The organism is Streptomyces sp. NPDC039424, assembly GCF_055639495.1.
Window position 1 is genome coordinate 143,294 of sequence record NZ_JBVKAI010000006.1, and the last position, 22,083, is coordinate 165,376.

Annotated in this window: 22 protein-coding genes; 6 read left to right on the forward strand and 16 right to left on the reverse strand. The window is 70.7% G+C overall.

The genetic code is table 11. The features are described 5' to 3' along the window. The first annotated feature begins 31 nt into the window (after positions 1 to 31). Complete coding sequence (locus ACZ7L0_RS17585; protein WP_471243351.1) at positions 32 to 955, forward strand: RNA polymerase sigma-70 factor; 924 nt, start codon at positions 32 to 34, stop codon at positions 953 to 955. Positions 956 to 1,069: 114 nt separating this feature from the next. Here ACZ7L0_RS17585 and ACZ7L0_RS17590 read toward each other — a convergent pair whose 3' ends face one another. Together ACZ7L0_RS17590 and ACZ7L0_RS17595 are read right to left on the reverse strand one after the other, a co-directional pair. After that, positions 1,070 to 2,737 carry an amidohydrolase gene (locus ACZ7L0_RS17590; protein WP_471243352.1) on the reverse strand — a complete coding sequence of 556 codons (1,668 nt, stop codon included), beginning with the start codon at positions 2,735 to 2,737 and terminating at the stop codon, positions 1,070 to 1,072. 40 nt (positions 2,738 to 2,777) lie between these two features. After that, on the reverse strand, positions 2,778 to 4,256 hold the full coding sequence (locus tag ACZ7L0_RS17595; RefSeq protein ID WP_471243353.1) for an APC family permease: 1,479 nt from the start codon (positions 4,254 to 4,256) through the stop codon (positions 2,778 to 2,780). A gap of 151 nt (positions 4,257 to 4,407) precedes the next feature. On the opposite strand from ACZ7L0_RS17595, the gene ACZ7L0_RS17600 reads away from it, so the two are divergent. Continuing rightward, the gene (locus ACZ7L0_RS17600) at positions 4,408 to 5,112 is read left to right on the forward strand and encodes a TetR/AcrR family transcriptional regulator (protein ID WP_471243354.1); all 705 of its coding nucleotides are present in this window, start codon (positions 4,408 to 4,410) and stop codon (positions 5,110 to 5,112) included. Positions 5,113 to 5,187: 75 nt separating this feature from the next. Here the strand turns inward: ACZ7L0_RS17600 and ACZ7L0_RS17605 are convergent, their stop codons facing one another. From ACZ7L0_RS17605 to ACZ7L0_RS17625, 5 genes are all read right to left on the reverse strand, one after another. Beyond that, positions 5,188 to 5,640: a hypothetical protein gene (locus ACZ7L0_RS17605; protein WP_471243355.1), complete on the reverse strand. Its 453-nt coding sequence runs from the start codon at positions 5,638 to 5,640 to the stop codon at positions 5,188 to 5,190. 65 nt (positions 5,641 to 5,705) lie between these two features. Continuing rightward, on the reverse strand, positions 5,706 to 6,452 hold the full coding sequence (locus ACZ7L0_RS17610) for a hypothetical protein (protein WP_471243356.1): 747 nt from the start codon (positions 6,450 to 6,452) through the stop codon (positions 5,706 to 5,708). 183 nt (positions 6,453 to 6,635) lie between these two features. Next, positions 6,636 to 7,145, reverse strand: a complete 510-nt coding sequence (locus tag ACZ7L0_RS17615; RefSeq protein ID WP_471243357.1) for a hypothetical protein — start codon at positions 7,143 to 7,145, stop codon at positions 6,636 to 6,638. A gap of 10 nt (positions 7,146 to 7,155) precedes the next feature. Beyond that, the gene (locus tag ACZ7L0_RS17620) at positions 7,156 to 10,605 is read right to left on the reverse strand and encodes a CHAT domain-containing protein (protein WP_471243358.1); all 3,450 of its coding nucleotides are present in this window, start codon (positions 10,603 to 10,605) and stop codon (positions 7,156 to 7,158) included. A gap of 195 nt (positions 10,606 to 10,800) precedes the next feature. Next, positions 10,801 to 11,247: an Lrp/AsnC family transcriptional regulator gene (locus tag ACZ7L0_RS17625; protein ID WP_471243359.1), complete on the reverse strand. Its 447-nt coding sequence runs from the start codon at positions 11,245 to 11,247 to the stop codon at positions 10,801 to 10,803. Between the two features lie 93 nt (positions 11,248 to 11,340). Between ACZ7L0_RS17625 and ACZ7L0_RS17630 the strand changes: the two genes are divergently transcribed. Continuing rightward, entirely contained in the window at positions 11,341 to 12,138 is a 798-nt protein-coding gene (locus tag ACZ7L0_RS17630; protein ID WP_471243360.1) for an LLM class flavin-dependent oxidoreductase, read from the forward strand. Next, positions 12,135 to 12,569: a nucleoside deaminase gene (locus tag ACZ7L0_RS17635; protein WP_471243361.1), complete on the forward strand. Its 435-nt coding sequence runs from the start codon at positions 12,135 to 12,137 to the stop codon at positions 12,567 to 12,569. The genes ACZ7L0_RS17630 and ACZ7L0_RS17635 overlap by 4 nt, the downstream gene beginning before the upstream one ends. A gap of 33 nt (positions 12,570 to 12,602) precedes the next feature. Here ACZ7L0_RS17635 and ACZ7L0_RS17640 read toward each other — a convergent pair whose 3' ends face one another. Then, positions 12,603 to 13,133, reverse strand: coding sequence for a GNAT family N-acetyltransferase (locus ACZ7L0_RS17640; protein ID WP_471243362.1), 531 nt, complete (start codon positions 13,131 to 13,133; stop codon positions 12,603 to 12,605). Positions 13,134 to 13,247: 114 nt separating this feature from the next. Between ACZ7L0_RS17640 and ACZ7L0_RS17645 the strand changes: the two genes are divergently transcribed. Beyond that, entirely contained in the window at positions 13,248 to 13,979 is a 732-nt protein-coding gene (locus ACZ7L0_RS17645) for an alpha/beta fold hydrolase (RefSeq protein ID WP_471243363.1), read from the forward strand. Positions 13,980 to 13,991: 12 nt separating this feature from the next. Here ACZ7L0_RS17645 and ACZ7L0_RS17650 read toward each other — a convergent pair whose 3' ends face one another. Beyond that, the gene (locus tag ACZ7L0_RS17650; protein WP_471243364.1) at positions 13,992 to 15,011 is read right to left on the reverse strand and encodes an Lrp/AsnC family transcriptional regulator; all 1,020 of its coding nucleotides are present in this window, start codon (positions 15,009 to 15,011) and stop codon (positions 13,992 to 13,994) included. Positions 15,012 to 15,107: 96 nt separating this feature from the next. Between ACZ7L0_RS17650 and ACZ7L0_RS17655 the strand changes: the two genes are divergently transcribed. Then, positions 15,108 to 16,634, forward strand: coding sequence for an MFS transporter (locus tag ACZ7L0_RS17655; protein WP_471243365.1), 1,527 nt, complete (start codon positions 15,108 to 15,110; stop codon positions 16,632 to 16,634). Here the strand turns inward: ACZ7L0_RS17655 and ACZ7L0_RS17660 are convergent. From ACZ7L0_RS17660 to ACZ7L0_RS17690, 7 genes are all read right to left on the reverse strand, one after another. Further along, on the reverse strand, positions 16,616 to 18,220 hold the full coding sequence (locus ACZ7L0_RS17660) for a serine/threonine-protein kinase (RefSeq protein WP_471243366.1): 1,605 nt from the start codon (positions 18,218 to 18,220) through the stop codon (positions 16,616 to 16,618). The two genes, ACZ7L0_RS17655 and ACZ7L0_RS17660, sit on opposite strands and share 19 nt — an antisense overlap. A 48-nt stretch (positions 18,221 to 18,268) precedes the next feature. Next, on the reverse strand, positions 18,269 to 18,757 hold the full coding sequence (locus ACZ7L0_RS17665) for an MSMEG_6728 family protein (RefSeq protein WP_471243367.1): 489 nt from the start codon (positions 18,755 to 18,757) through the stop codon (positions 18,269 to 18,271). Positions 18,758 to 18,791: 34 nt separating this feature from the next. Next, entirely contained in the window at positions 18,792 to 19,028 is a 237-nt protein-coding gene (locus ACZ7L0_RS17670) for a hypervirulence associated TUDOR domain-containing protein (RefSeq protein WP_471243368.1), read from the reverse strand. A gap of 35 nt (positions 19,029 to 19,063) precedes the next feature. After that, positions 19,064 to 19,516, reverse strand: coding sequence for a hypothetical protein (locus ACZ7L0_RS17675; RefSeq protein WP_471243369.1), 453 nt, complete (start codon positions 19,514 to 19,516; stop codon positions 19,064 to 19,066). A 212-nt stretch (positions 19,517 to 19,728) separates the two neighbouring features. Beyond that, positions 19,729 to 20,919, reverse strand: coding sequence for a PP2C family protein-serine/threonine phosphatase (locus ACZ7L0_RS17680; protein WP_471243370.1), 1,191 nt, complete (start codon positions 20,917 to 20,919; stop codon positions 19,729 to 19,731). Between the two features lie 49 nt (positions 20,920 to 20,968). Further along, positions 20,969 to 21,601, reverse strand: a complete 633-nt coding sequence (locus tag ACZ7L0_RS17685; RefSeq protein ID WP_471243371.1) for an MFS transporter — start codon at positions 21,599 to 21,601, stop codon at positions 20,969 to 20,971. Beyond that, positions 21,602 to 21,976: an NAD(P)-binding protein gene (locus tag ACZ7L0_RS17690; protein ID WP_471243372.1), complete on the reverse strand. Its 375-nt coding sequence runs from the start codon at positions 21,974 to 21,976 to the stop codon at positions 21,602 to 21,604. Positions 21,977 to 22,083: the final 107 nt, after the last annotated feature.

A 22,083-nucleotide genomic window follows, 5' to 3' on the forward strand; every position in this document is an offset into this window, starting at 1 on the left:
TGTGGCAGGCAAGTCTCAATGAGGAGTCAGGGTGACGAAGACCGAAGAGTTCCAGGGGCTGAGGCCGCTGCTGTTCTCGATCGCCTACCGGATCCTGGGCAGTGTGAGCGAGGCCGAGGACGCGGTCCAGGAGACCTGGCTGCGCTACCAGGCCACCGCCACCCAGGCGGGGTCGGCCAAGGCGTTCCTGTCGACCGTGGTCACCCGGATCTCGATCGACGTGCTGCGCTCGGCCCGCGTCCGGCGGGAGGAGTACGTCGGGCCGTGGCTCCCCGAACCGCTGCTGACCGACCCGTACGAGGATCCGGCGCGGTCGGCGGAGCTGGCGGACTCACTGTCGATGGCGGCCCTGCTCCTGCTGGAGCGGCTCACCCCGCTCGAACGTGCGGTCTTCGTGCTGCGGGAGGTGTTCGCCTTCGGCTTTTCGGAGATCGCGTCGGCCGTGGGGCGGTCGGAGGCGGCGTGCCACCAGCTCGCGGTGCGGGCGCGCCGTCACATGGAAGCGGGCCGCCCACGGTTCGAGGCCGACCGGAAGGAACGCGAGGAGCTCGCCGAGCGGTTCTTCGGCGCTTTCCGGGAAGGGGATGTCGACGGGCTGGCCGAGCTGCTGGCCGCCGATGTGTCGATGATCGGCGACAGTGGCGGCAGGGCCCCGCAGTTGAAGCCCGTCATCCTCGGTGCCGAGCACGTGGTCCGGGTTCTCGCGGCGTTCGTCCCGCTGGTCATCAGGGGGGCCGGTGTTGTGGAGCCGCAGCAGGTGAACGGCCAGCCGGGCGCGATCTTCCGCGACCGGGACGGCCAGGTCCTCAGCACCTGGGTGCTCGATGTGCTCGACGGGCGGATCCAGACGATCCGTACGGTGAACAACCCGGACAAGCTCCGGCACGTCGGCCCCAGGGCGGACGCCTGGGCGGCCCTCCGTGAGGCGAACCAGGCACAGCGGCCCACGGATTGACCGACGAGCCGACCGCGGGTCGGCCGCGATGGTCGACGCCAAGTGACCGCCTTGGTGGACACCTGCCCCGGCCGCCCGCACGTCCTTTCGGCTTACCGGGGCTTGGAGCGCAGGTCAGGCGTCGGGGGCCGCGTGGACGCGTTCCCCTTCCACGAAGGTCTGCAGGACCCGGGTGGCCGCGATCTCCTCGGGTGGGGCCGTGAACGGGTCGCGGTCGAGGACGACCAGGTCGGCTGCCTTGCCGATGGTGATGCTGCCGGTGAGGGTGTCGAGGTGGTTCACGTAGGCGCTGCCCGCCGAGTACGCGGCGAGGGCGGTGCCCAGGTCGAGGCGCTGTTCGGGCAGGAACTCGGGGGTGCCCCCGGGTGCGTCGGGCGAGACGCGGTTGACGGCGACGTGGATGGCCTGGAGCGGGTCGGGGCTGCTGACCGGCCAGTCGCTCCCCGCGGCGAGCGTCGCCCCGGCGCGCAGCAGGTCGCCGAACGGGTACTGCCGGGTGCCGCGTTCGGGACCCAGGAACGGCAGGGTGAGTTCGTCCATCTGCGGCTCGTGGGCGGCCCACAGCATCTGCAGGTTGGCGGTGGCGCCGAGCGCGCGGAAGCGTCGTACGTCGTCGGGGTGAACGACCTGGAGGTGTGCCAGGTGGTGGCGTGTGTCGCGGTGCCCGTTCGCGGTACGGGCGGCCTCGACGGCGTCGAGCGCCTCGCGTACCGCGCGGTCGCCGAGGGCGTGGAAGTGGACCTGGAAGCCCAGTGCGTCGAGTTCGGTGACGTACTTCCTCAGCTCGCCCGGTTCGACGAAGCTGATCCCGCTGGTGTCCGAGGCGCAGCCGCAGCCGGTGAGATACGGGTCGAGCATGGCCGCGGTGTGGTTCTCGGCGATGCCGTCCTGCATGATCTTGACCGTGCCGGCGCGGAACCGGCCTCCGGTCAACTCCTCACGCTGCCTTACGAGTTCGGGGATCTGCTCGGCGCCGCGTTCGCGGTCCCACCACAGCGCGCCGACGACGCGGGCGGTGAGCAGTCCCCGGTCCAGGGCCGTGCGGTAGGCGGGTGCCGGGTCGGTCATGTTGGCGTAGGAGCCGACGATGGCGTCCTGCCAGGCCGTGACACCGTGGGAGTGGAGCACGGCCTGGGCGCGCAGCAGGGCGGCGAGTTGTTCGTCGGCGGTGGGAGCGGGCACCAGTCGGCCCACGAGGTGGACGGCGCCCTCCTGGAGCATGCCGGTCGGGTTGCCGTCGGTGTCGCGTTCGATGCGGCCGTCGGCGGGGTCGGGGGTGCGGGCGTCGATGCCGGCCCGTTCCAGCGCTCGGGTGTTGACCCAGGCGCCGTGGTGGTCGCGGTTGGGCAGGAAGACGGGCCGGTCGGGGACGATCGCGTCGAGGGCGGCGGCGGTGGGGGCGCCACCGGGGAACGCCTCCAGGGACCAGCCGCCACCTGTGATCCATTCGGCGTCCGGGTGGTCGTCGGCGTACGCCCGGATCCGCCGCAGGTACTCGGCGGGGTCGACAGTGTCGGCGAGATGGCACAGGCCGAGCTCCAGGCCCGCGCCCTGCGGGTGCACATGGGCGTCCTGGAAGCCGGGCAGCAGCAGCTTCCCGGCGAGGTCGACGACCTCGGTGCCCGGCCCGATCAGCGCGTGCACCTCGTCGTGGCCGACGGCTGTGATCCGCCCGCCGTGCACGGCCACGGCGGTGGCGCGGTTACGGGCGGGATCGACGGTGTGGACGGGCCCGCCGGTGAAGACGAGATCGGCGGGGCCGGTGACCTGGGACTGCGACATGGGGGGTTGACTCCATGGTGGGGTGGGGCGGGAGGTGGGCTCAGACGGCCGTGCGGTCCATGGGGAGGGTGATCGCCTCGGCGTCGGTGCCGCGCCCGGTGCTGAAGTACGGCGAACGGCGGACGTACTTGGCGACCGCGGCCATCCCGAGCCCGGCGAGGACGATGGCGGCGGGCAGGGAGAACATGAACCACCCGTTGTCGGGGCTGAGTGCGAAGCGGTCGCTCATGGTCAGGTAGGAGTATCCGAGGTAGCAGCCGAGCCCCAGCAGCGCGAGACCGGACACGGCCGGCACGCCCACGGCGAGCAGCGCCGTACGGAGCCCTTCGCGGCGGTCGGGCCAGAAGCGGACGGCACACGCGAGAGCGGTGAGGCCGTAGTAGAGGGCGACGAGCAGGCCGATGGAGTTGACGGCGGCCAGCAGCATGTCGCTCAGCCGCGGGATGGCGACGGCCGACAGGGCGATCACGGCGCCGATCGACAGCACTACGACCGTTCCGGCGGCGGGGGTGCCGTACCGGCGGTGCACGCGGGTCCACACCGGCCCCATGGTGCGGTCGCGGCCCATCGCGAGCAGTCCGCGCGCCGTAGGGATCAGTGTGGACTGCACGGAGGCCGCGGCCGAGAACATGAGGGCGACCACGGGCAGGGTGGCCCAGGGTTCGGCGGCCAGCTTCTCACCGAGGTACGGCAGGGCCTGCGGTCCGTTCTTGATGAGTTCCGGCAGGCTCATCTCCCGCTGGAAGGCGACCGAGGCGAAGAGGAACAGCCCGAGCATCGCGAACAGGGCGATCAGGCCGCCGCGGGAGGCGTCGCCCGGGCTCTTGGTCTCCTCGTTGACGCTGAACGCCGCGTCCCAGCCCCAGAAGAAGAACACCGCGAGGACCAGGCCCTGGGCGAAGGCCGTGCCGTCGCTGATGGCGAAGGGGTTGAACCAGGAGAGAGAGAAGGACTGCTTGCCGGTGATCAGGGCCCAGCCGCAGAATCCCAGCAGCACGGTGTACTCGAAGATGAGCAGCACGACCTGGAATCGGGTGGTCGCGCGCGTCCCGGTGACGGCGAGAGCGGTGAGGCCGAGCAGGAGCACCAGCCCGACGGCCGTGGTGACACCGGTGGACGACGGGTCGAGGACGATGCCCGCCACCGAGTGCAGGCCGGCCTTGTTGGCGAAGATCAGGACGACCGAGCCCATGACCGCGCTGGTGTAGGCGCAGAAGATGACCGAGCCGACGATGGTGACCCACCCGGTCAGGAAGCCGGGCCAGGGGCCGAGGGTCTTGCCGACCCAGGTGTAGCCGTTGCCGCAGTTGGGTTCCGAGCGGTTGAGGCGGGCGTAGGCGGTGGCGATGCCCAGCACGGGCAGGAAGGCGAGGAGCAGCAGCGCCGGGGCCTGCAGACCGACGATGGTGGCGATCGTGCCCATGCCGATGGCGATGCTGGTGGTGGCGGCGGTGCTGGAAGCGGCGATGGCGACACCGTCGACGACGCCGAGGGAGCGGCGCAATGGTGTGGATGACATGTAAGGCTCCTCGCGGGGAGGGGACGAGGGAAGAGCCGCGCGGGACTGTGATGGAACACCTGGCCTTCGTGTTGCGTCAATCCTGTTGACATAAGGCGCCCGGGGCCTCTTCACTGCGGGTACGCGGTCCGGAACGACAGGAGCCCCCGGTATGACCACCCGTGTCCCGCAGGAGCGCAGACGCCGCCGGCCCACCCGCTCGGGGGTCCTGCTGTCGGAGGACCTGATCGTGGAGACCGCCCTGCGGCTGATCGGCGAGCACGGCCCGGAGGCACTCAGCGTGCGCCGGCTCGGCACCGCCCTGGGCTGCGATCCGAGCGCCCTCTATCGCTACTTCCACGGCACCGACGATCTGGTGCTCGCCATCGCCGACCGCATCATCGGTGACGCCATGACGGGGTTCGTCCCCAGGAGCGACTGGGTTGCCGACCTGCGCGAGATGGCCCTGCGGGTCCGCGCCGGATACCTCGCCCACCCTCGCGCGGCCGCCTTCGCCTCGTACCGGGTGACCCGGCGCGAGAACGAGATCCGTGCGGTGGAGACCGGGGTCGGCCTGCTGCTGTCCGCGGGCTTCGAACCGGCCGAGGCGACCCGTCTGTATCTGACCTTCATCGACACCGTGCTCAGCCATGCCGCCATGGACGCCGCGTTCCAGGCGCTCCCGCGACAGCAGCGCGAGGCCGACCACCGGGCATGGCGCGAGGTCTACCAGGGGCTGGATCCCGCTTCGTACCCCGCGCTGACCACCGTGCGCCAGGAGCTGCACACCATGGGGGACAGCTCCTTCGAGGAGGCGGTCGACCTCCTGCTGGAGGCACTGGCAGCCCGCGCCGCGAGACGGTTCGGCGAACCTTGACCCGGCCTCCCGGAAGTCAGGGCGGCCGAGAACCGCAGCCAAACCCCGTCGGGCAGCGGGTGGCAACAATCCATCTCAGTGGTAGAGAACGACGAGGGAGGCGAGCAGAAGCGTGGCTGAAGCTGTGATCCCCGGGATCCGGTAGCGGCTGCGTGTGGCCAGTGCGAGGGAGCATGACCATGCTGCGCCCGTGATGGCGACAGTCCACCAGCCGGCAGTCGCTTGTGCGGCGAGGAGAGGGAACGGTGCCAGCAGGATCGTCGGCGGGATGACTGCGAGCCGTGGCCTGATGTCCAGTTGCTTGTAGACGATGATCAGGATGATCAAGGCAGTCGTGAAGGTGAGGGGCGTGGCTGCCCAGTCCCACCAGGTCCAGCAGAGGCCGTCTGTCTTCTCGCATGCCCGGTCGCTGTCCTGCTCGACCCAGGAGAAGAAGTAGACGACACCGCAGGCCAGAACCGCACCGGTGACAGCCGCTCCGGACACTTGCGGTATGACGGGACGTGGTTCTGTGCGGGAGGTGTTCATGCCTGCAGCCTTCCCTGATCGATGGCCGGGGGGCCTGAGTAGAAGTACTCAGGCCCCCGGATCGATTAAGGCGTGGGTGCATGACAGTTGCTGCTTTGGGCGTCAGAGGTCGGTGAGGAGCCCGGAGCGGTCGTGGGGTAGCCGAGGTGGTGGGCGCGGTCGGCGTCGGGGCTGCCGCGTTGCCAGACCTGGTGCAGTTGGCGCCACTGCTTGAGTTCGGCGGCATAACTCGTGGGCCGGCGCAGCCCCATGGCGTCCAGCAGCAGCCAGCGGTGCACGTCGAAGGCCGCCCGGACCAGCTCCCCGTAGGCGAAGGCGGCCCGCAGGGCGGCGCGGAAGCCGAGCCAGGAAGTGAGGGCCCCGCCCGCGACGCACAGCACGGCGGCCTGCCAGGAGAGCACCGCGCCGGCCAGGGACCCGCCACACACGGCGAACACCGCGCCGAGGCCGCTGATCGTGACCATCAGGTCGAGCGTGGCGCAGGCGGCGGCGAAGTGGAGGGTGAACGTCTCGGGCAGCGTCACATAGAGGCGGGGCCAGGCTGTGGCCGCGTCCATGCCGTAGCGCTGCGCCTGCTGTTCGGCGGCGCGGATGACGTTGCCGATCCGTGTGGGCATCAGCCGGTCCGGTGTGGGAAGCGACCATGGCCGCTCGGTCCGCGCCACCGGATCCTCGCGTCTGCGGCGGAGGCGGTCGGCGATGCGGTCGCCGTACGGCAGGGAGCTCCAGTATCCCTCGTACAGGCGGATGAGCCCGGGCCTGGCGGCGGCGAGCAGTTGGGCGAGCACGGTGGTGACCGCGAGCGCAAACATCACCGTCAGTATCCGCAAATCGGCGGGCAGATTCTGCCAAGCCTGCCGGCTGCGGGACCAACCGGCACCGCGGGCGGTGAGTGCGCCGGTCAACGTTCCGAAAACCACGACCGGAAGCCAAGTGGTGGTCAGCAGCCGGCGCTCGAGGAGCGCGCCCGCTGTCTGCAGCAGCCCCGGCACGGCTCAGTCCAGGTCCGGGTCGAGGGGGTGGCCGTTCACACAGGCCTTCTGCTCACCCGGCAGGCAGTGGTCGTACGCGTTGACGTTGCCGCAGGTCAGGCATCGGATGCGGACGGCGTCGCTGACCGCCTGCGCGATCCCGTGCAGAAGCGGATCGGATCCCGTGTCGCCCCGCAGTCCGGTGTCGGCGAGGAGGGCGTCGACCAGTGCCCTGCGCGGCACGAACCCGATCAGACGGCCCGCCCCGGCGACCACGACACCCGGCACCGTGCGCGTCACCATGCGGACCAGTCGGCTGTTGGCGGCGAGGTCGCGCAGGCAAGTCCCTGGCGAAAGCACAACGGCGGGGAACACCCCCTCCGGCGTACTGACCCGGTACGGTTCGCCCCCGGCGTCCACCTCCACGGTCGGCTCCGGTCCGGGCCCCGGCTCCGACCCTGCCGCCCGCTCGCCGCCGTGGCGCCGCACCGTGCGGACGTCTCCCCTCGCCAGCTCGCCGATCGTGCCCTTCATACCCGCCTCCTCACGGACCGATGTGTACATACGAAGCCCACAAGGACGGCCGGTCCGGATGGCTCTCCCGGACCGCACGCACCGCGTGGTGCAGCGCTGCGGCGCCGTCGACCCGCCCTGTGATGCTGCCTGGGGGCGCGAGGTGGGCGTAGACGTCCTCGGCGACCTGCGGCGCCATGATGTCGTGCACGGGCCATAGGGTGCCGATGACCTGCCGGAAGCCCGCCGACTGGAGAGCCGAGGTCAGGTGGATCGACTCGTCCGTGAGTTTCACGCCGCCGACGGCGGTGGAGCAGGCCGAGAGATACGCCAGCTCGGCCCCCCGTAGGTGCAGCCGGCTCATGTCGAGGACGGTCATCGTTTCCTTCCCCAGGCGTAGACCCGAGGTGGAGGGGGCGAGTGGGTCGAAGCCCCCGTGGCAGGCGAAGTGCACGATCGCCGCCTGCGGCAGCGCGTCGAGGACCGCTTGCCGGGTGGCGCGAACGCCGGCGAGGACGGTCGCATCGGGGAAAGTCGAGCGGACGGCGTCGACTTCGGGACCGGCCGACGGCAGGTTCTCGTCGGGCCGGGCCACGACCAGGGCCCTCGGCGAGTGAGCTCCCCGGGCAGTGGGTTCGCCGGCGGCCTCGGTGGCGCGCAACAACGCGCCCAGGGTGGGCGTGTAGGACGGGATCACACGGTCCAGCAGGCCGCCCTCGGCCGGATCCTCAGCCGCGTGCAACGGGAGAAAGGCGAGGGAGCCGGTCGGGCACCACCACAACCGGGGCAGGTGTGCCCGAGGCGGGCCGAGCAGACCCAGCTCCCCCAGCACGGGACGGGCCACGGTCCGCCACAGCCACCGCAGCGTCTCACCGACCAGTGCGTCCAGCTCTTTGGGACGCAGAAGCATGCTTCTGACCAGCTCGGTGGCGCGCTCGCCCGCCTCTTGCGCGGTCAGCGCCAGAGGGACGACCCGCACGCCGTCCCCCTGCACGATGAGGGCGTCGCACCCGTGCATGCTGACGTTCACCATCACCACGGGTCCGGACGCGGCCGCCGAGCGCAGCCGGTCGATGCGCGGGGGGCTGAGGAAGTCGGCGAGGCCCGGCACCGTCCTGACCTCGGCGAGCGCGGCCTCCCACTCCTGTGCGGCCTGCTCGCGGGGGCGCCTGCGGCGCAGGTGGCCGTTGCCTCCGAGCGCCGGCTCGTCGTCGTCCGCCCGGAGCGCCGCCGCCGCTGATTCCAGCCGTGCGGCGAGGTCCGGTGCCAGGGCGTGTACCGTATCGAGCCCGGTTCGCAGCTCCGTGCCTCGTCCCAGCAGCAGGCCCCGGCCGGCCTCGAGAAGTTCCACGGCCTCGTCCGCCTTTCCCGTCCTCAGGGCCAGGGCCGCCGCGCCGGCCGGAATGTTCGACCAAGTGGTGAGGCGGCGTTCCTGCACCCGACGGCTGAGGTCGCGTCCGACCTCGGTGGGCATCAGGGAGACAGCGTCGGCGTAGTCCCGCGCGGCGCGCTCGAACTGGCCGAGCGAGAGGGCGAGCCGTCCGGCGGCCAAAGCCGCGTCGACCTGCAAGGAGGGTCCAGCGGCGGGTGTCCGGACGGCGTCGAGCACCGTCATGGCCTCCTTGGCGGCCTCGGGATCCCCCGCGCCCGAGCCGTGGCGGATGGCCAGAGCGCAGCCGAGGAGGAACAGCCGTCGCACCCGTGCGGACGGGTCCTCGGAGGGAGTTTCCGCCACAGCCCTACGCGCCATGCGGGTCGCCTCCTCCAAGTCGTCGGGTACACCGGCGGTTTCGTAACGGTCGAGCAGGATGTGGCCGACGAGGGTGAGGTAGGTGAGGAAGACCGGGTGGTCCGGTGGGCAGGCGTTCATGGCGGAGTAGGCCAGGCCGACGGCCAGGTCGAGGTCCTCCACGGAGCCGTTCTCCATGCCCCGTGCGCTCAGGATGCGGGCGGCCCTGAAGCAGAATCCGGGCTGGTCCAGATGGTCTTCGGGTATGTGCCGCACGGCCGCCAAGGCAAGTTCCCCGGCTTCATGGAGGTCACTAGGCTTTTCGGCGCAGTCGTACCGGCTGCGCAGCGACATGCTGAGGCTCGTCAGATACAGGCTGCGGGCGGGGTGGGCGGCGGGCACCGACTTCACGGCGCGGCGCCCCATGGAAATCGCCGCTTCCAGGTCGGCGGGGTCACCTGAGTGTTCGTACTGGTCGCGCAGCAGACGGCCCAGGACGTGAAGGTGCAACCCGCGCTCGGGGTTGCGTGGGGACGCCGCGGCAACGGTCTCCGCGGCGATGTCGGTGGCTTCGTCCAAGTAGACACGCTGCCCTGAGCAGTCGTACCGGTGCGCCAGGGCGAGGCACAGGTTGCTGCGCAGTCGCGGGCCGTAGGGGCTGTCCTGGGAGATGATCCGTACGGCCGTACGGCCGCTTTCCAGCGCGGTGTCCAGGTCGGACGGATCCCCGCCGTGTTCGTAGCGGACCCGGTGCAGGACTCCGAGGTTGCCCAACTGCTGGGTGTACTGCTCGTGCTCCTCGGGCAGGCCTTTGATGACCACCGCCATGATGTCGGCCGCCTCGTCAAGATCCGCGCGGGCGCCGGTCATGCCGAAGCGGTCCCGCAGTACACCGGCGACGTTGCCCAGCATGAGAAGCCGGAAGGCACCGGCGTCGGGGGCGTCCTGAGCGGCGGCCCGGGCCAGGGCCAGGGCCTCCTCCAGATCCTGCGGAGCCCCCGTCCGCCAGTGCCGTGCCAGCAGCGACCGGGACAGAAACGACGCGATCTCGGCGCGCATCACAGCTCCCGGCCGGCACTGGTCGAGAACGGTCCGGCCCAGCTCGACGGCCTCCTCGAGATCCCTCTCGGCGCCGGCGTCCTCGTAGCGGAGCAGCAGGGCGCCGCACAGCGCGGTCCCGTTCTCGACGAGGCCCGCGGTCCCCTCGGCGGCGAGCCCCGCACGGCTCAGCTCAACCGACTGGTCCAGGTCGTGGGGGTCGCCCAGAAGCGTGTAGCGCAACTGGAGCCAAGCCGCCAGAGCCGCCGGGCGCTCGGACCGGCGCTTCCCTCCTCCCGCAGCCATGACCGTGTCCGCGACTCCGGCGTCTCCCCGTGCCATCGCGGTGACAAGCATCTCCGTCAACGCCTCGGTGGAGCATGGCCGGGCGCGCAGCCGCCGGGCCGACGGAGGCAGCGGATCCTCCGCGTCGGGGTTCAGCAATAGGAACAGCTTCTTGGCCGCGGCCATGTCGGCCGGCGCCGCGGAGTTGGACGGCAGACGGCCTCGGAGCCAGTACAGCCTGCCTGCCAGACGGGCACCCTCGGCGTCGAGTACCACGGCACGACCACGCCGGAACCCGACGGCCGAGCGCTTGAGCAGACGGGCCTCCTCGGCAGCCTGCCGTGTGAGCAGGTCGTGGGCATCCCCGCCGCTCAGGAAACGTTCGATCCGCTGCCTCGCCCTTGCCTTGAGAAGGCCCTTGCTGACCATCCGCCAAGTGTGGGCCGAGGATTTCCGGAACTTTCGGGAATCATGGTTTTCCGGCGATTGAGCGGGCGGTGGGGTAAGGAGACAGGCACACATCGCCAGCGGCAACCTGAGGGCTGTCCGTAAGGCGTGCTTCCGCTGAGCGTCGTGCGCTCCCGCGGGCTCGGGTGGAGTCGTACGGTGCCGCGGTCGGCGGCGTCAGGGCCGATCGGGGCCGCGGTACGGCAAGGTCTGGCTGTAGACGACGCTGGTGGTCGTGCTGCCGAAGCCCGCCAGCTCGTCGACGAGGGTCTCCAGATGCTCCATGGAGGTCGCGGCCACCTTCAGGGTGTAGCAGTCGTCCCCTGTCGTACGCAGGCACTCCAGGATCTCGCGTCGCTCGGTGAGCAGCCGCCGCAGCGGCTGGTGCCGGTTGCCCGGGTACTTCAGCCGGACGACGGCGAGCACGGGGTAGCCGACCTTCGCCAGGTCCACCGCCGCCCGGTAGCCGGTGATGACGCCCTGAGCCTCCAACTGGCGCACCCGTTCCGTGGTGGCCGACGGGCTGAGGTGCAGGCGCCGCCCCAGCTCACTGAGAGAGATGCGGGCCTCCTGCTGCAGCTGGCTGATGATCGCCCAGTCAACGTCGTCGAGATTCGCGGCCATGACGCGAATCTACCGGGATATCCACGAGAGAAGGCCGGGGAGACCAGGAGAAGCATCTTCAGATCCTCATGATCGCGGGGATAGCCTCCGGTCATGCAACTAGGCGTCAACGTCCCGAACTTCGGGCCCGGAACCGACCCCGGCGTGCTGCGCGAGTGGGCACGGACCGTGGAGGGGCTCGGCTTCGACCTGCTCATGGTGTCGGACCACGTGGCCGTCACCCCGGACGTGGCCGAGCGGTACCCGGAGCCGTTCTACGAGCCGTTCACCACGCTGTCCTGGCTGGCCGGCCTCACCACCAGGGTGCGCCTCGGCACGACCGTACTCGTCCTGCCCTATCGGCACCCGTTGCTCGCAGCCCGCATGGCCACCAATCTCGACCGGCTCAGCGACGGCCGGCTCGTGCTCGGGGTGGGCGTCGGCTGGGCGCGCCAGGAGTTCGACGCGCTCGGGGTACCGTTCGGCGCGCGCGGCAAACTCACCGACGAGCACCTGGAGACCTTGCGGAGCCACAACCCCACCTCCATTCCCATCTGGGTCGGCGGCAACAGCGAGGCCGGCATCCGGCGCGCCATCGGATACGGTGACGCCTGGCATCCCCTGCGCGGCACCCTTCCGTGGATGCGCTCGGTCCTGGCCCGCCACACTCTGCCGGGGTTCGCCCCCCGCATCGCGCTGCGGCTGACCGGCACACCGGTCGACGGCCCCGAGCGGATCGCCGGTGTCGGCACCCTCGAACAGGTCCTCGACGACCTCGACCAGTTGCACGCGCTCGGCGCCGACACCGTCGTGCTCGACCCCTACCACGGAGACCCCGAAGAGACCCGGCGGCCCGAAGCGGCCTGGCAGGCGCTCACCGCCGTCGCCACCCATCGAAGGACAGCATCGTGATCACCCCCGCCGACGAGGCACTCCTGCGCCGCGCGATCGCCCTCGCGGCCCGCGCCATCACCCTGGGCGACGCCCCCTACGGCTCCCTGCTCGCCGCCGCGGACGGCACGATCCTCGCTGAGGCCCACAACACGGTACGGCGCGACAACGACATCACCGCCCACCCGGAACTGAAGCTCGCCCGGTGGGCGTCCCGCGAACTCTCCCCCGACACGGCGTCAGGCACGACCCTGTACACCAGTTGCCAGCCCTGCGGCATGTGCGACGGCGCCATCGTCCGCTCCGGTCTGGGTCGCGTCGTCTTCGCGGTCTCCACCGAACAACTCGTCGAACTCAACCCCCAGTCGGGCGCCTGGCCGACGATCCCCCACGACGGCCCGGCCCTCTTCGCCGAGGCCCGCATCCCGCTAGACGCGTACTACCAGTCCTGATCGGCCGGACAGGCCCGATCACCGACCCGTTCCCTACAGAGTGATCCAGTAGCGGCGCTTGATGCCCGCGTTGGTTGTGCGGACATCTTCCAGGACACCACCGTTGCGTTCGATGCTGCGTGCCGACCCGATGTTGTCGTCGTCGCAAGTGACGAGGACTCGGTCCAAGCCGAGCGCACGAGCCTCGGGCAGAACCGCCCCGAGAGCCCACGTCGCCAAGCCGCGTCTCCGGGAGGAGGGCCGGATGCTGTAGCCGATGTGTCCGCCGACGTCGAGCAGAAAGGCGTTCAGGTAATGGCGCAGATCAATGGCCCCCAGATACCTGTCGCCCTCGACGATCCACCAATGGGTGGCATGGACGCGCTCTTCCCCCACGGCAACCGACCTGTCCGACTGCTGCTGCAGTCGTACGACCCACTCCGCGAAGACCTCGGGGCGGTCGAGCTCGGCATCAGGCGCGAGACGCAGGCCCGTCCCGGCCTGGTGGGCACCTGGACACCACTCGTCCCGCGCTGCGAGCCAGGACGATTGCAACCAGCCTGTGGGTGTGATCAGTTCAGGCATGCGGGCGACGCTAGCACTCGTCCGTCCCCGTGATCGCATATTCGCCTCTTCCTTGATCACGAGGGATTCCTCGCCGGTAGAGTCGGCTTGAGGCGGTGTCACCTTGGGGGGTCGATGGCAGCGGCGGATGCGGTGCCCGTGGTCTTCGTTCACGGGACGCGCTTCAGCGCGGGGCAGTGGAGTACGCAGCTTGCCGCGCTCCGGGACGAATTCCCGGTGACCGCTGTCGACCTGCCCGGCCACGGAGAGCGCTCGGATCAGCCCTGGAGCCTGAGCGCCGCGACGGAGATCATCGCTTCCGCGGTGGACTCGCTCGGGCGGGGGCCGGCTCTGGTCGTCGGACACTCGCTCGGCGGCTATGCCGCGCTGGAGTTCGCGCGGCGCCGTCCGGAACGACTGCGCGGGCTGATCCTCGCGGGCGCCAGCGCCTCCACCCGCGGCCTCAGGGCGATGCCGTATCGGTGGGTCGCCAGACTCGTTCCTCGTATACCGGCGGATCGGCTGACCCGGTGGAACGACCGGTTGCTTCGGCGGCTCTATCCGCCAGAAGTGGTGGAGGAGACCATCCGCGCCGGCTACGCCTTCCATACCCTGCCGAACGCCTGGGGCGAGGTACTGGGACGCTTCGACGCGGGTGCGATGCGTTATGTGGAGGCTCCGGTGCTGATCCTGAACGGCGAGAAGGACGCCGTCTTCCGGGCTGGCGAGGCGGACTTCGCCCGCGCGCATCCGCGCGCTCGTGTGGAACTGATCCCGCGGGCAAGACATCTCGCGAACTTCGACGCCCCAGATGCGTTCACCGACGCTGTCCGCCGGTTCGCCCGCCAACTGTCCCCGGTCGGCTGAGCGGTTCGCGGCCTACCCGGCGGGCGGGGTGCGGGTCCTGGCGCGGCGGCTCGCACCGGCCGAGGCCGTGGACGGGACCGGGCCGATCGCCTTGACCATGCGCAGGACGGGGGCGGTCTCCAGGCTGCGGATCGCTTCCAGGACACCCGCCTTCTCGATGAGATAGCGGTGCAGCGCTGCCGGGTCGGGGCACAGTGCCTGGGCGACCAGGTTGCTGGAGCCGGTGACGGCGGCCACGTAGGCGAGTTCGTGGTGCCCGGCCAGGGTGCGGGCGACGTGGTCGAGGTGGGCGGGGGCGACGGCCATCCACAGCATCGCCTGGGTGGTGACGCCGAGCAGGGTGTTGTCGAGCTCGACGTCGAGGAAGAGTTCGCCGCCGGCCCGTAGGTCGGCCAGTCGGCGCGCGACGGTGGCGGCCGACCAGCCGGTGGCCGCGGCGAGTTCGGTGAGGCCGGCCCGGCCGTCGCGCTGGAGGGCGGCGAGCAGGTCGCCGTCGGCCGGGGTGAGGCCCTGCCGCGCGGGACGGGCGGACGCGGTGGCGGGCTGGAGACGGCGGCGCTGCGCGGCGTCGAGGCTCTGTTCGCGGCCGGGCCAGGTGGTGGGTCCGCCGAGGTAGGTGTGCAGCACACAGTGTGCGGAGACGGCGGTGATGCCGGCCGTACGCGGGATGTCGTGCAGCAGCAGCGCGTGCCCGTCCTGGCCGGCGGCGGTGGGTGTGTGCACGACCGCGAGGATCTCGGTGCCGCCCGAGGCGAGCATGACCCAGGAGGTGTCGGCGCGGCGAGCGAGCGCGGCCGCGAGGTCCTGGGCGGAGTGCGGGCCGGCGGTGAGCCGCAGCAGCCACTGGGTGCGCCCGGCCCGGTGGGGGTCCGCCAGGCCCACCACCCGTAGCGACGCCTCGGCGCACAGCCGCCGGTAGCGGCGGGAGACGGTCTGTGTCGAGACGCCGAGGACATCGGCGATCGTGCTGAACGGCGCCCGGCCATCGATGTGCAGAGCGTGGATGAGACCGCGATCGATGGGGTCCAGCATGTGAGCATCATGCACTGAAGAGGGCATAGTGGAAAATTCATTCAGATCTGCTGGCGAAAGTGGAAGCGGGATCGCGCCTCGGCGCACCGTCGACCCATGCGTGACGAATCCACGACCACACCTCATCCGCACCGGTGGGCCGCGCTGGCAGTGCTCCTGCTCGCTGAAGCGATGAACCTCCTCGACGCCACCGTCATGACCGTCGCCGCCTCGGTGATCCGCGCCGACCTCGGCGGCTCCGACGCGGCCATCCAGTGGTTCAGCGCCGCCTACACGCTGCCTTTCGCCGTCTTCCTGATCACCGGCGGGCGCCTGGGCGACATCGCCGGCCGCCGGAGGGTCTTCCGCGTCGGCATGGCCGCCTTCACCCTCGCCTCGCTGCTGTGCGCCCTGGCCCCGTCCACCGCGGCGTTGATCGCGGTACGGGCCGTGCAAGGGGCCGCCGCGGCGCTCATCATCCCCCAGACCATCGGCATGATCCGTGCACTGTTCAACGGCCGCGAGCTGGCCCGAGCCATGGGCTGCGTCGGCCCTGTCATGGGTCTGGCCGCTGTCACCGGTCCGGTGCTCGGCGGCGTGCTGACCCACGCCGATCTCTTCGGCTCCACATGGCGCGCGGTGTTCCTCGTCAACGTCCCCCTCGGCGCCGCGGTCCTGCTGGCCGGCCGCCTGCTGCGCGAGGACCGCGCCGCGCGGCGGCCGCGGCTGGACCTCACCGGTACGGCGCTTGCGGTGTTGGGCATCGGCCTGGTCGTCCACCCCCTGATCGAGGGCGGCGCGTCGGGGTGGCCGGGCCGGCGCTCGGCGCTGCCGGCGGTCGGCGGCGCGATGCTGGTCGGCTTCGCTCTCCACCAGCGGTGGCGCGGGCGATGCGGGCGCAGCCCGCTGGTCGAGCCGAGCCTGTTCCGCGAGCGTGGCTTCCCCGCCGCTCTGTTGGCATCCATGCTGTTCTTCGCCGCGGTCAACGGTCTGATGCTGGTGATCGTGGTGCAGCTGCAAGTGGGGCTGCACAGCGACGTGCTGACGGCGGGCTTCACCCTGCTGCCGTGGTCGGTGGCGATGGCCCTGTCGTCCTTGGCCGCCGGTATCTGGCTCGTACCGCGGTACGGGGCTCGCGTCATGTCCGCCGGCCTGCTGGCCCTGCTCGTCGGCACCTTGGCCGCGGCGGTGGTGTACGCCGCCTGCCGGCCCGGCTCCTACCCGTGGCCGCTGCTCCCGGCGCTGGCCGTAGCCGGTCTCGGCCAGGGCCTGTACGCCGTGCCGTTCTTCACCACCGCTCTGCACCACGTCCGCCCGCACGAGACGGGCTCGGCGGCCGGCCTGCTCAACGCCGTCCAGCAACTCGGCGGCACCCTCGGCGTCGCCCTCCTCGGCAGCGTCTTCTTCCACACCACCAGGGCCGGCGCTCTCGCGCAGGGGGCCGCCTCGCTGGCGGGGGCCCGGAACGCCTTCTGTGTCGCGGCCGGGTTCGTCCTCGCCACGGGGGCCGCCACCGCCTTCATGCGCCCGCGGCAGCGGCGGAGTTCCACGCCCACCGGTCCCGCCCGAGGACACGCGCCGGTCGCCCCGCGTGTCGGTTCACCGCGGTCAGGTGGCGGCCGGGGTCAGGACCCGCTGACGTAGACCCTCGTCACCTTGCCCTCCAGGTTCGCCTCGAGGTAACCACCGCCCCCGTAGTCGTCCGACAGGTAAAGGTAGACGGCCGGTGAGCCGGTGATGATGTCGCCCTGCACGACGATGTAGCGCGAGCTGGTCCCCTGGACCTTCAGGCGCTTCTCCGCCTGCTTCCACAAACCGGGCAGTGCGTCCCAGTTGACCGAGTTGAGGTCCACCAGGGTCTTCTTGGCATCGATCGCCGAGACGGGATCCGGTCCGCTGCGGGTGGCAGCGCCGTCGCGGTAGTCGAAGGTGTCGAAGCGGTGCTTGTCGGCCCTGGTCGGCGCCGTGGCTCCGGCATACTCCGGGTAGACGTTGAAATCGATCACCTTGCTGCCTCCCATCACCGGGGTCAGTTCGGCGACCACTCTCCTCACTCCGGCCGGGGTCAGCAGGCTGCCCGACGAGTCTTCTGTCCTCCCGTCGGGCGTAGCGCCCGGACTCGACGCCACCGGAACCGCGCCAGGAGCAGTCGTCCCGGTCGGGCGAGAGGTGGTCGAACCGCTGCTGCCGGACTTGTCGCCCATCGAGGCGTGGGAATCGATGCCGTACCGGAAGAACAAGGTGGCCGTCACCGAGATACCGACCACGGCACAGGCCAGGCCCAGGCCCACCCTGACCTTGGTCCGCCTGGGCGGCGTCGACGGGGTGTGCGTACCGGGCAGGGAAGGCGCCGACCAGGGTGGAGTATCGCCCCGTGTGCCGGTACTCGGGCTCTGCTCGGCGGCGGCCAGCATGTGGTCCAGCTCCTCACCGCTGGGCCGGGCGTCCGGATCGGAGACCAGCACCGCGGTGAGGGCCGGGGTGAGAGGCCCGGAGCGCAGCGGTGGAGGTACGGGCTCGCTCATCACGGCCACCAGCGTGGCCATGGTCGTCGCGCGCCGCAGCGGGTGGTGTCCTTCCACGGCGACGTACAGCATCATGCCCAGCGACCACAGGTCGGAGGCGGTCCGGCCCTCGTCGCCGCGAATCCGCTCCGGGGCGATGTACTCCGGGGAGCCGATGAGGTCGCCGGTCGCGGTCAGGCTGGTGGCGTCCCGCAACGCGGCGATACCGAAGTCGGTGAGCACCGGGCTTCCGTCGTTGCGCAGCAGGACATTGGCGGGCTTGACGTCGCGATGCTGCACACCGGCCGCATGGGCGGCCCGCAGGGCGGAAAGGACGCCGCGGCCTGTGCGGGCGGCTTCCTGCGGCGTGAGCGGGCCCTCCCGCAGCCGGTCGTACAGGGAGCTGCCGGCCACCAGCTCCATGACGATCCACGGGTACGGAGCATCAGGGCTGTCCACGATGTGATGGATCGTCACCACATGCGGGTTGCTGAGCCGCGCCAGCGCCCGGGCCTCCCGCAGGACCCGCTCCCGCTGCATCCGCGCCATGACCGGGTCGGACTCGGCCAGCGCGGGGTCCGGCGGCCGCACTTCCTTCAGCGCGACCTCGCGGTGCAAGGCGATGTCGCGGGCGCGCCAGACAGTCCCCATACCGCCGCTGCCCAGCCGTGCCAACAACTCGAAACGGCCGTCTATGAGCCGTCTGTCAGATTCCCCGTCCGTCATGGGGGGTCAGCCTAACCGGCCACGGAATCACTCTGCCGCCGCCCCTCCTCACGGTCGTAGCGGCGCCGCGCCGCCTTCCCGGTCGGACGACGGCCACACATAGGGCAGATCGTCCGGAACGCCGGGGAACGCGTGCGTATACGTCTCCGGATCCTTGCGGACGAGCGCGGACTGATGGCTGCGGTGGAAGGCCTCGTCACCGAGCCACGGCGGGAGTTCCCCGGCGGCGGCGAGAGCGGGCTGATCGCGCACGGGAGCGACCGGACGGCATGCCGCGTATCCGGCGATCAACGAGGCGGCACAGCTGTCCTGGTGTCCGTGCTCGCGCCATACCCGGCAGACCTCCAGGCCGTAGCGGACCAGTGCCTCCTCGTATCCGCTCCACATACGCACTGCCGGGTGCCTGCGCCAGCCGTATCCGGGGACGGTCAGGCCGCGAAGGACCTGGAGCGCCTCGACCCGCTGTTTGCCCAAGCGGCGACGGTCCAGCAGCAGGGCGGAGCGCCGGAAATCGGAATCGGGCAGGAACGTCTGCATGGACGCCGTCCTGACGTGGGTGCGGGGCCTCGGCTCACTTCTTGCGCAGGGCCGATGGCTTGTGGACCGCCGACCTGCCCGACTTGGCGCTGCGGACCTCGTACTGGGGCTCGTCCGCCGAGGCGTCCACGGTACGGCCGGCGGCCTCCGTCCGCCGGATGATCTTGCGTTGCACCTCACCTTCGGCAGTGGATCCGTGGCTGCTCCAGGCCACTTTCTCGCCTTCGGTGAACTCCGCGTCCGGACGGTCGTGCTGCTTCTTCCCGGCCATGGTCTCGGCTCCCTTCCCGGATGCTCTTCGAGGGCTCAGCTCTCCGCGGCGGGAGGGCGGGCGGTGTGGTGGGGGTGTCCAGCGGTGCGGCGTGCCTCCTTCATCTCCGCCTCGTAGAGGTGGTCGCGGCCTTGGGCGAGTTCGCTCACCGCGTCGCGCTCCAGCTCCTGGAACGGCCCGTAGTACGTGGCGTTGTAGGCCTCGACGATCTGGAACGTCCAGTGGCCGGGGATGACGTTGCGGCCGAGGATCTCGGTCTGGACCTTGTCGGCCCAGGAGTGATGCCCCGCTTCGCGCAGCAGCCGAACCGCCCGGTCCAGTTCCAGGTCGGCCCCGCCGGTCAGCTGGTGGAAGCTGTAGAGGTGACCGCGAGCACGCTCGGTGGTCTCCAGGGCCTTGGACAGTGATCCGAGTGCCTCGACGGTCTTGTCATCGACACCCTCGGGGCGCCGGTGCCGGCGGTCGGGCCGGTCCTGGTACTCGCGCATGCCGCTCCCTGGACTCCTTGGCGTACGTCCTGTGTCACTCTCTCTTCCCCGTGCGCCGGGCATTCGGATGCGGAGTCCCCTGAAATGTCTAGTCGGTGCTTGCGCCCGCCGTGCGGTCACGCCGACGGGTGAGGAGGGCGCCGGGGTGGTCGAGGATGCCGGTGGGCCCCAGCCGGTGCTCCGGCACATATTCGGAACCGGACCGCTGCGGCTCAGCGCTGCGGGCCCGGTCTGGTTGCGGCCGATCGGCGGCGATTGCCGTGCCAGTCCAGTATCAGGACCGTGGCGTCGTCCCGGAGGTTGCCATGGCAGGCATCGAGCACCGCGGCGGTCAGGCTCCGGACGGCTTCCCTCGGATGCAGCGAGCGGGTGTCGTGAACGACCGAGGCCAGGTCGGCGGCGGCACCGCGCTCCTGCATTCCGTCGGTGAGCAGGATCAGGCGGTCTCCGGGACGCAGTCGCAGTTCCTGTACGCGGTAGGAGGTGGGTGCCGCCACACCGAACGGCAGGTTGACGGCGAGTTTGACCTCTTCGACGGTGCCGTCGCGCAGCCGCAGTGGCCAGGGGTGGCCGGCGTTGACCAGTTCACAGAGGCCTGTTTCGAGGTTGACGCACAGCAACTGTCCGGTGGCCAGACCTCGGCTGTGGCTCAGCAGGGCCTGGTGGGCGTGGTGGGCCTGCTTGAGGGCGTCACAGCCGCTGCGGCGTGCCCGCCGCAGTGCGCCGACCAGCAAGGTGGCCAGCAGAGCGGAGTTCGTGTCGTGGCCCATGGCGTCGGTGATGGACAGGTGCAGGGTGTCGCGGTCGAGGCTGTAGTCGTAGGTGTCGCCACCGATGTCGTCGGCCGGCATCAGACCGGCGGCGAGGGTGAACTGCGCCGCCTCGCAGCAGGGGGCCGAGGGAAGCAGCTGGTGCTGGATCTCCGCGGCCAGGCTGGTCTCGGTGGTGCGCCTGCCCAGGTGGTACAAGTCGGTGAAGCGGCGGTCCGTGACGATGATGTAGGCCAGCGCGTGCGCCGCGTCGCGGACCTGCCGGAGTACGGTGTCGTCGGCGGACTGCAGGGTCACCTCCAGGACACCGACGCAGTCGCCGCGGTTGGTGACCGGCGTGATGACGCGCCGTCCGCCCTGGCCGTCCGGTTCCACATGCTGGCGCTGGCTCCGCAGAACGCTGTCGTAGAGGCTGCCGTGCAGGTCGATCGGCTCAGCGTGGTCCGCGACATCACCGCCGGCCGCGGCGAGCCGTACCAGCCGCTGACCGATGAGGTCGACGAACAGGAAGGACACACGCTCCGCACCGAATCGCTTTTGCAGGTCGTGTGCCACCACGTCGACGGACTCACCGGGCGGCGCCGCCTCCGCAGCGGCCAGCAACTCGCCCAGTTCCAGATCTTTACCCTCCACGGCAACCTCCCATCGGCTGCCGCAACTTTTTCCCCGAGTTTCCGCAACTTCACCCAATGTGCTCATCTTGCCTGGTCAGGACGGCGGGGGATCCTGGGGAAGCGGCATGTCGACCTCGAAGCCGGGTGAAATGGCGGGCGGCGGCCGGGACAAGGACCACCAGAGCTGCCGGTACCGCGTAGGCGAGACGGAAGTGGCCGGTGGAGCCGAGCAGCCCGCTCAGGGCGCCGCCGGTGACGACGCCGACGTAGTTGAAGAGGTTCAGGCGCGCCAGGACCGCCCCCGAGGCCGTGGGACTCAGCCGGGCGGCGGAAGCCAGACACAGCGGAGCCAGGACGGATGCCCCCAGGCCCACCGCCCCGGCCGCGAGAACGGCGAACGGCCAGCTCGGCGCGGCGGCCAGAGCTGCCAGGGCGCCCGCGGCCAGCAGGGCCGCGGTGCGGACGACGGCGACCGTTCCGAGCTTCTGTACGAACCGGTCGGCAGCGGCTCGGCCGATGACCGTACCGGCCTGGTAGGCCGTGTACGCCAGCGGCGCGACCGTGAGGGAGGCGGCGAGAGTCTGCCGAAGATAGACGGCCGACCAGGCCGAAACGGTGGATTCGACCACGTAGACGACCAGGAGAACCAGGCCGAACGGAATGAGCCGGACCCACGATGTCGCACCCGGAGTTCCCCCCACTCACGACCAGGACCCGCTTGCCCCGCAGCTCCTCCGCGCCGCGATAGCCGACAGCGTGCCGGACCTCTCCGCTGAACTCACGAAGTGGGCCGATTCGTACATCGGGCTGCCGGGATTGTCGATGTCCCAGATACCGCCGGGCCCGGTGTGCCGTTCAAGGTGCGTGTACGGCAGATTCCGCTCCGCCAGAGCCCTGGCGACCGCCAGCCCGGCAGGTCCCGCTCCGATCACACACGTGTCCAACTGGCTTTCCTTCACGAACCTGCCTCCTCTTTCATCCCGCTTCACGGGGCGGGTGCTGGAGGAAAACGTATGCACCGGCCGTCCATCGTGAACTGACCCGCGCGGCCACGGACCGGACCTCAGCGGCCGCACCGGCGGACCACACCACTTCGACGGCTCGCTGAATTCACCGATCGACTCCGATCATTTCGATCAGCGTTACGGTCATTCGGCGACACTTATGGAGCCAATTCACCGGC

Bases quoted from the DNA above. Each gene is read 5' to 3' on its own strand.
- ACZ7L0_RS17590 (WP_471243352.1), bottom strand. From the start codon at position 2,737: ATGTCGCAGTCCCAGGTCACCGGCCCCGCCGATCTCGTCTTCACCGGC.
- ACZ7L0_RS17595 (WP_471243353.1), bottom strand. From the start codon at position 4,256: ATGTCATCCACACCATTGCGCCGCTCCCTCGGCGTCGTCGACGGTGTC.
- ACZ7L0_RS17600 (WP_471243354.1), top strand. From the start codon at position 4,408: ATGACCACCCGTGTCCCGCAGGAGCGCAGACGCCGCCGGCCCACCCGC.
- ACZ7L0_RS17605 (WP_471243355.1), bottom strand. From the start codon at position 5,640: ATGAACACCTCCCGCACAGAACCACGTCCCGTCATACCGCAAGTGTCC.
- ACZ7L0_RS17610 (WP_471243356.1), bottom strand. From the start codon at position 6,452: ATGTTTGCGCTCGCGGTCACCACCGTGCTCGCCCAACTGCTCGCCGCC.
- ACZ7L0_RS17615 (WP_471243357.1), bottom strand. From the start codon at position 7,145: ATGAAGGGCACGATCGGCGAGCTGGCGAGGGGAGACGTCCGCACGGTG.
- ACZ7L0_RS17620 (WP_471243358.1), bottom strand. From the start codon at position 10,605: ATGGTCAGCAAGGGCCTTCTCAAGGCAAGGGCGAGGCAGCGGATCGAA.
- ACZ7L0_RS17625 (WP_471243359.1), bottom strand. From the start codon at position 11,247: ATGGCCGCGAATCTCGACGACGTTGACTGGGCGATCATCAGCCAGCTG.
- ACZ7L0_RS17630 (WP_471243360.1), top strand. From the start codon at position 11,341: ATGCAACTAGGCGTCAACGTCCCGAACTTCGGGCCCGGAACCGACCCC.
- ACZ7L0_RS17640 (WP_471243362.1), bottom strand. From the start codon at position 13,133: ATGCCTGAACTGATCACACCCACAGGCTGGTTGCAATCGTCCTGGCTC.
- ACZ7L0_RS17645 (WP_471243363.1), top strand. From the start codon at position 13,248: ATGGCAGCGGCGGATGCGGTGCCCGTGGTCTTCGTTCACGGGACGCGC.
- ACZ7L0_RS17650 (WP_471243364.1), bottom strand. From the start codon at position 15,011: ATGCTGGACCCCATCGATCGCGGTCTCATCCACGCTCTGCACATCGAT.
- ACZ7L0_RS17655 (WP_471243365.1), top strand. From the start codon at position 15,108: ATGCGTGACGAATCCACGACCACACCTCATCCGCACCGGTGGGCCGCG.
- ACZ7L0_RS17660 (WP_471243366.1), bottom strand. From the start codon at position 18,220: ATGACGGACGGGGAATCTGACAGACGGCTCATAGACGGCCGTTTCGAG.
- ACZ7L0_RS17665 (WP_471243367.1), bottom strand. From the start codon at position 18,757: ATGCAGACGTTCCTGCCCGATTCCGATTTCCGGCGCTCCGCCCTGCTG.
- ACZ7L0_RS17670 (WP_471243368.1), bottom strand. From the start codon at position 19,028: ATGGCCGGGAAGAAGCAGCACGACCGTCCGGACGCGGAGTTCACCGAA.
- ACZ7L0_RS17675 (WP_471243369.1), bottom strand. From the start codon at position 19,516: ATGCGCGAGTACCAGGACCGGCCCGACCGCCGGCACCGGCGCCCCGAG.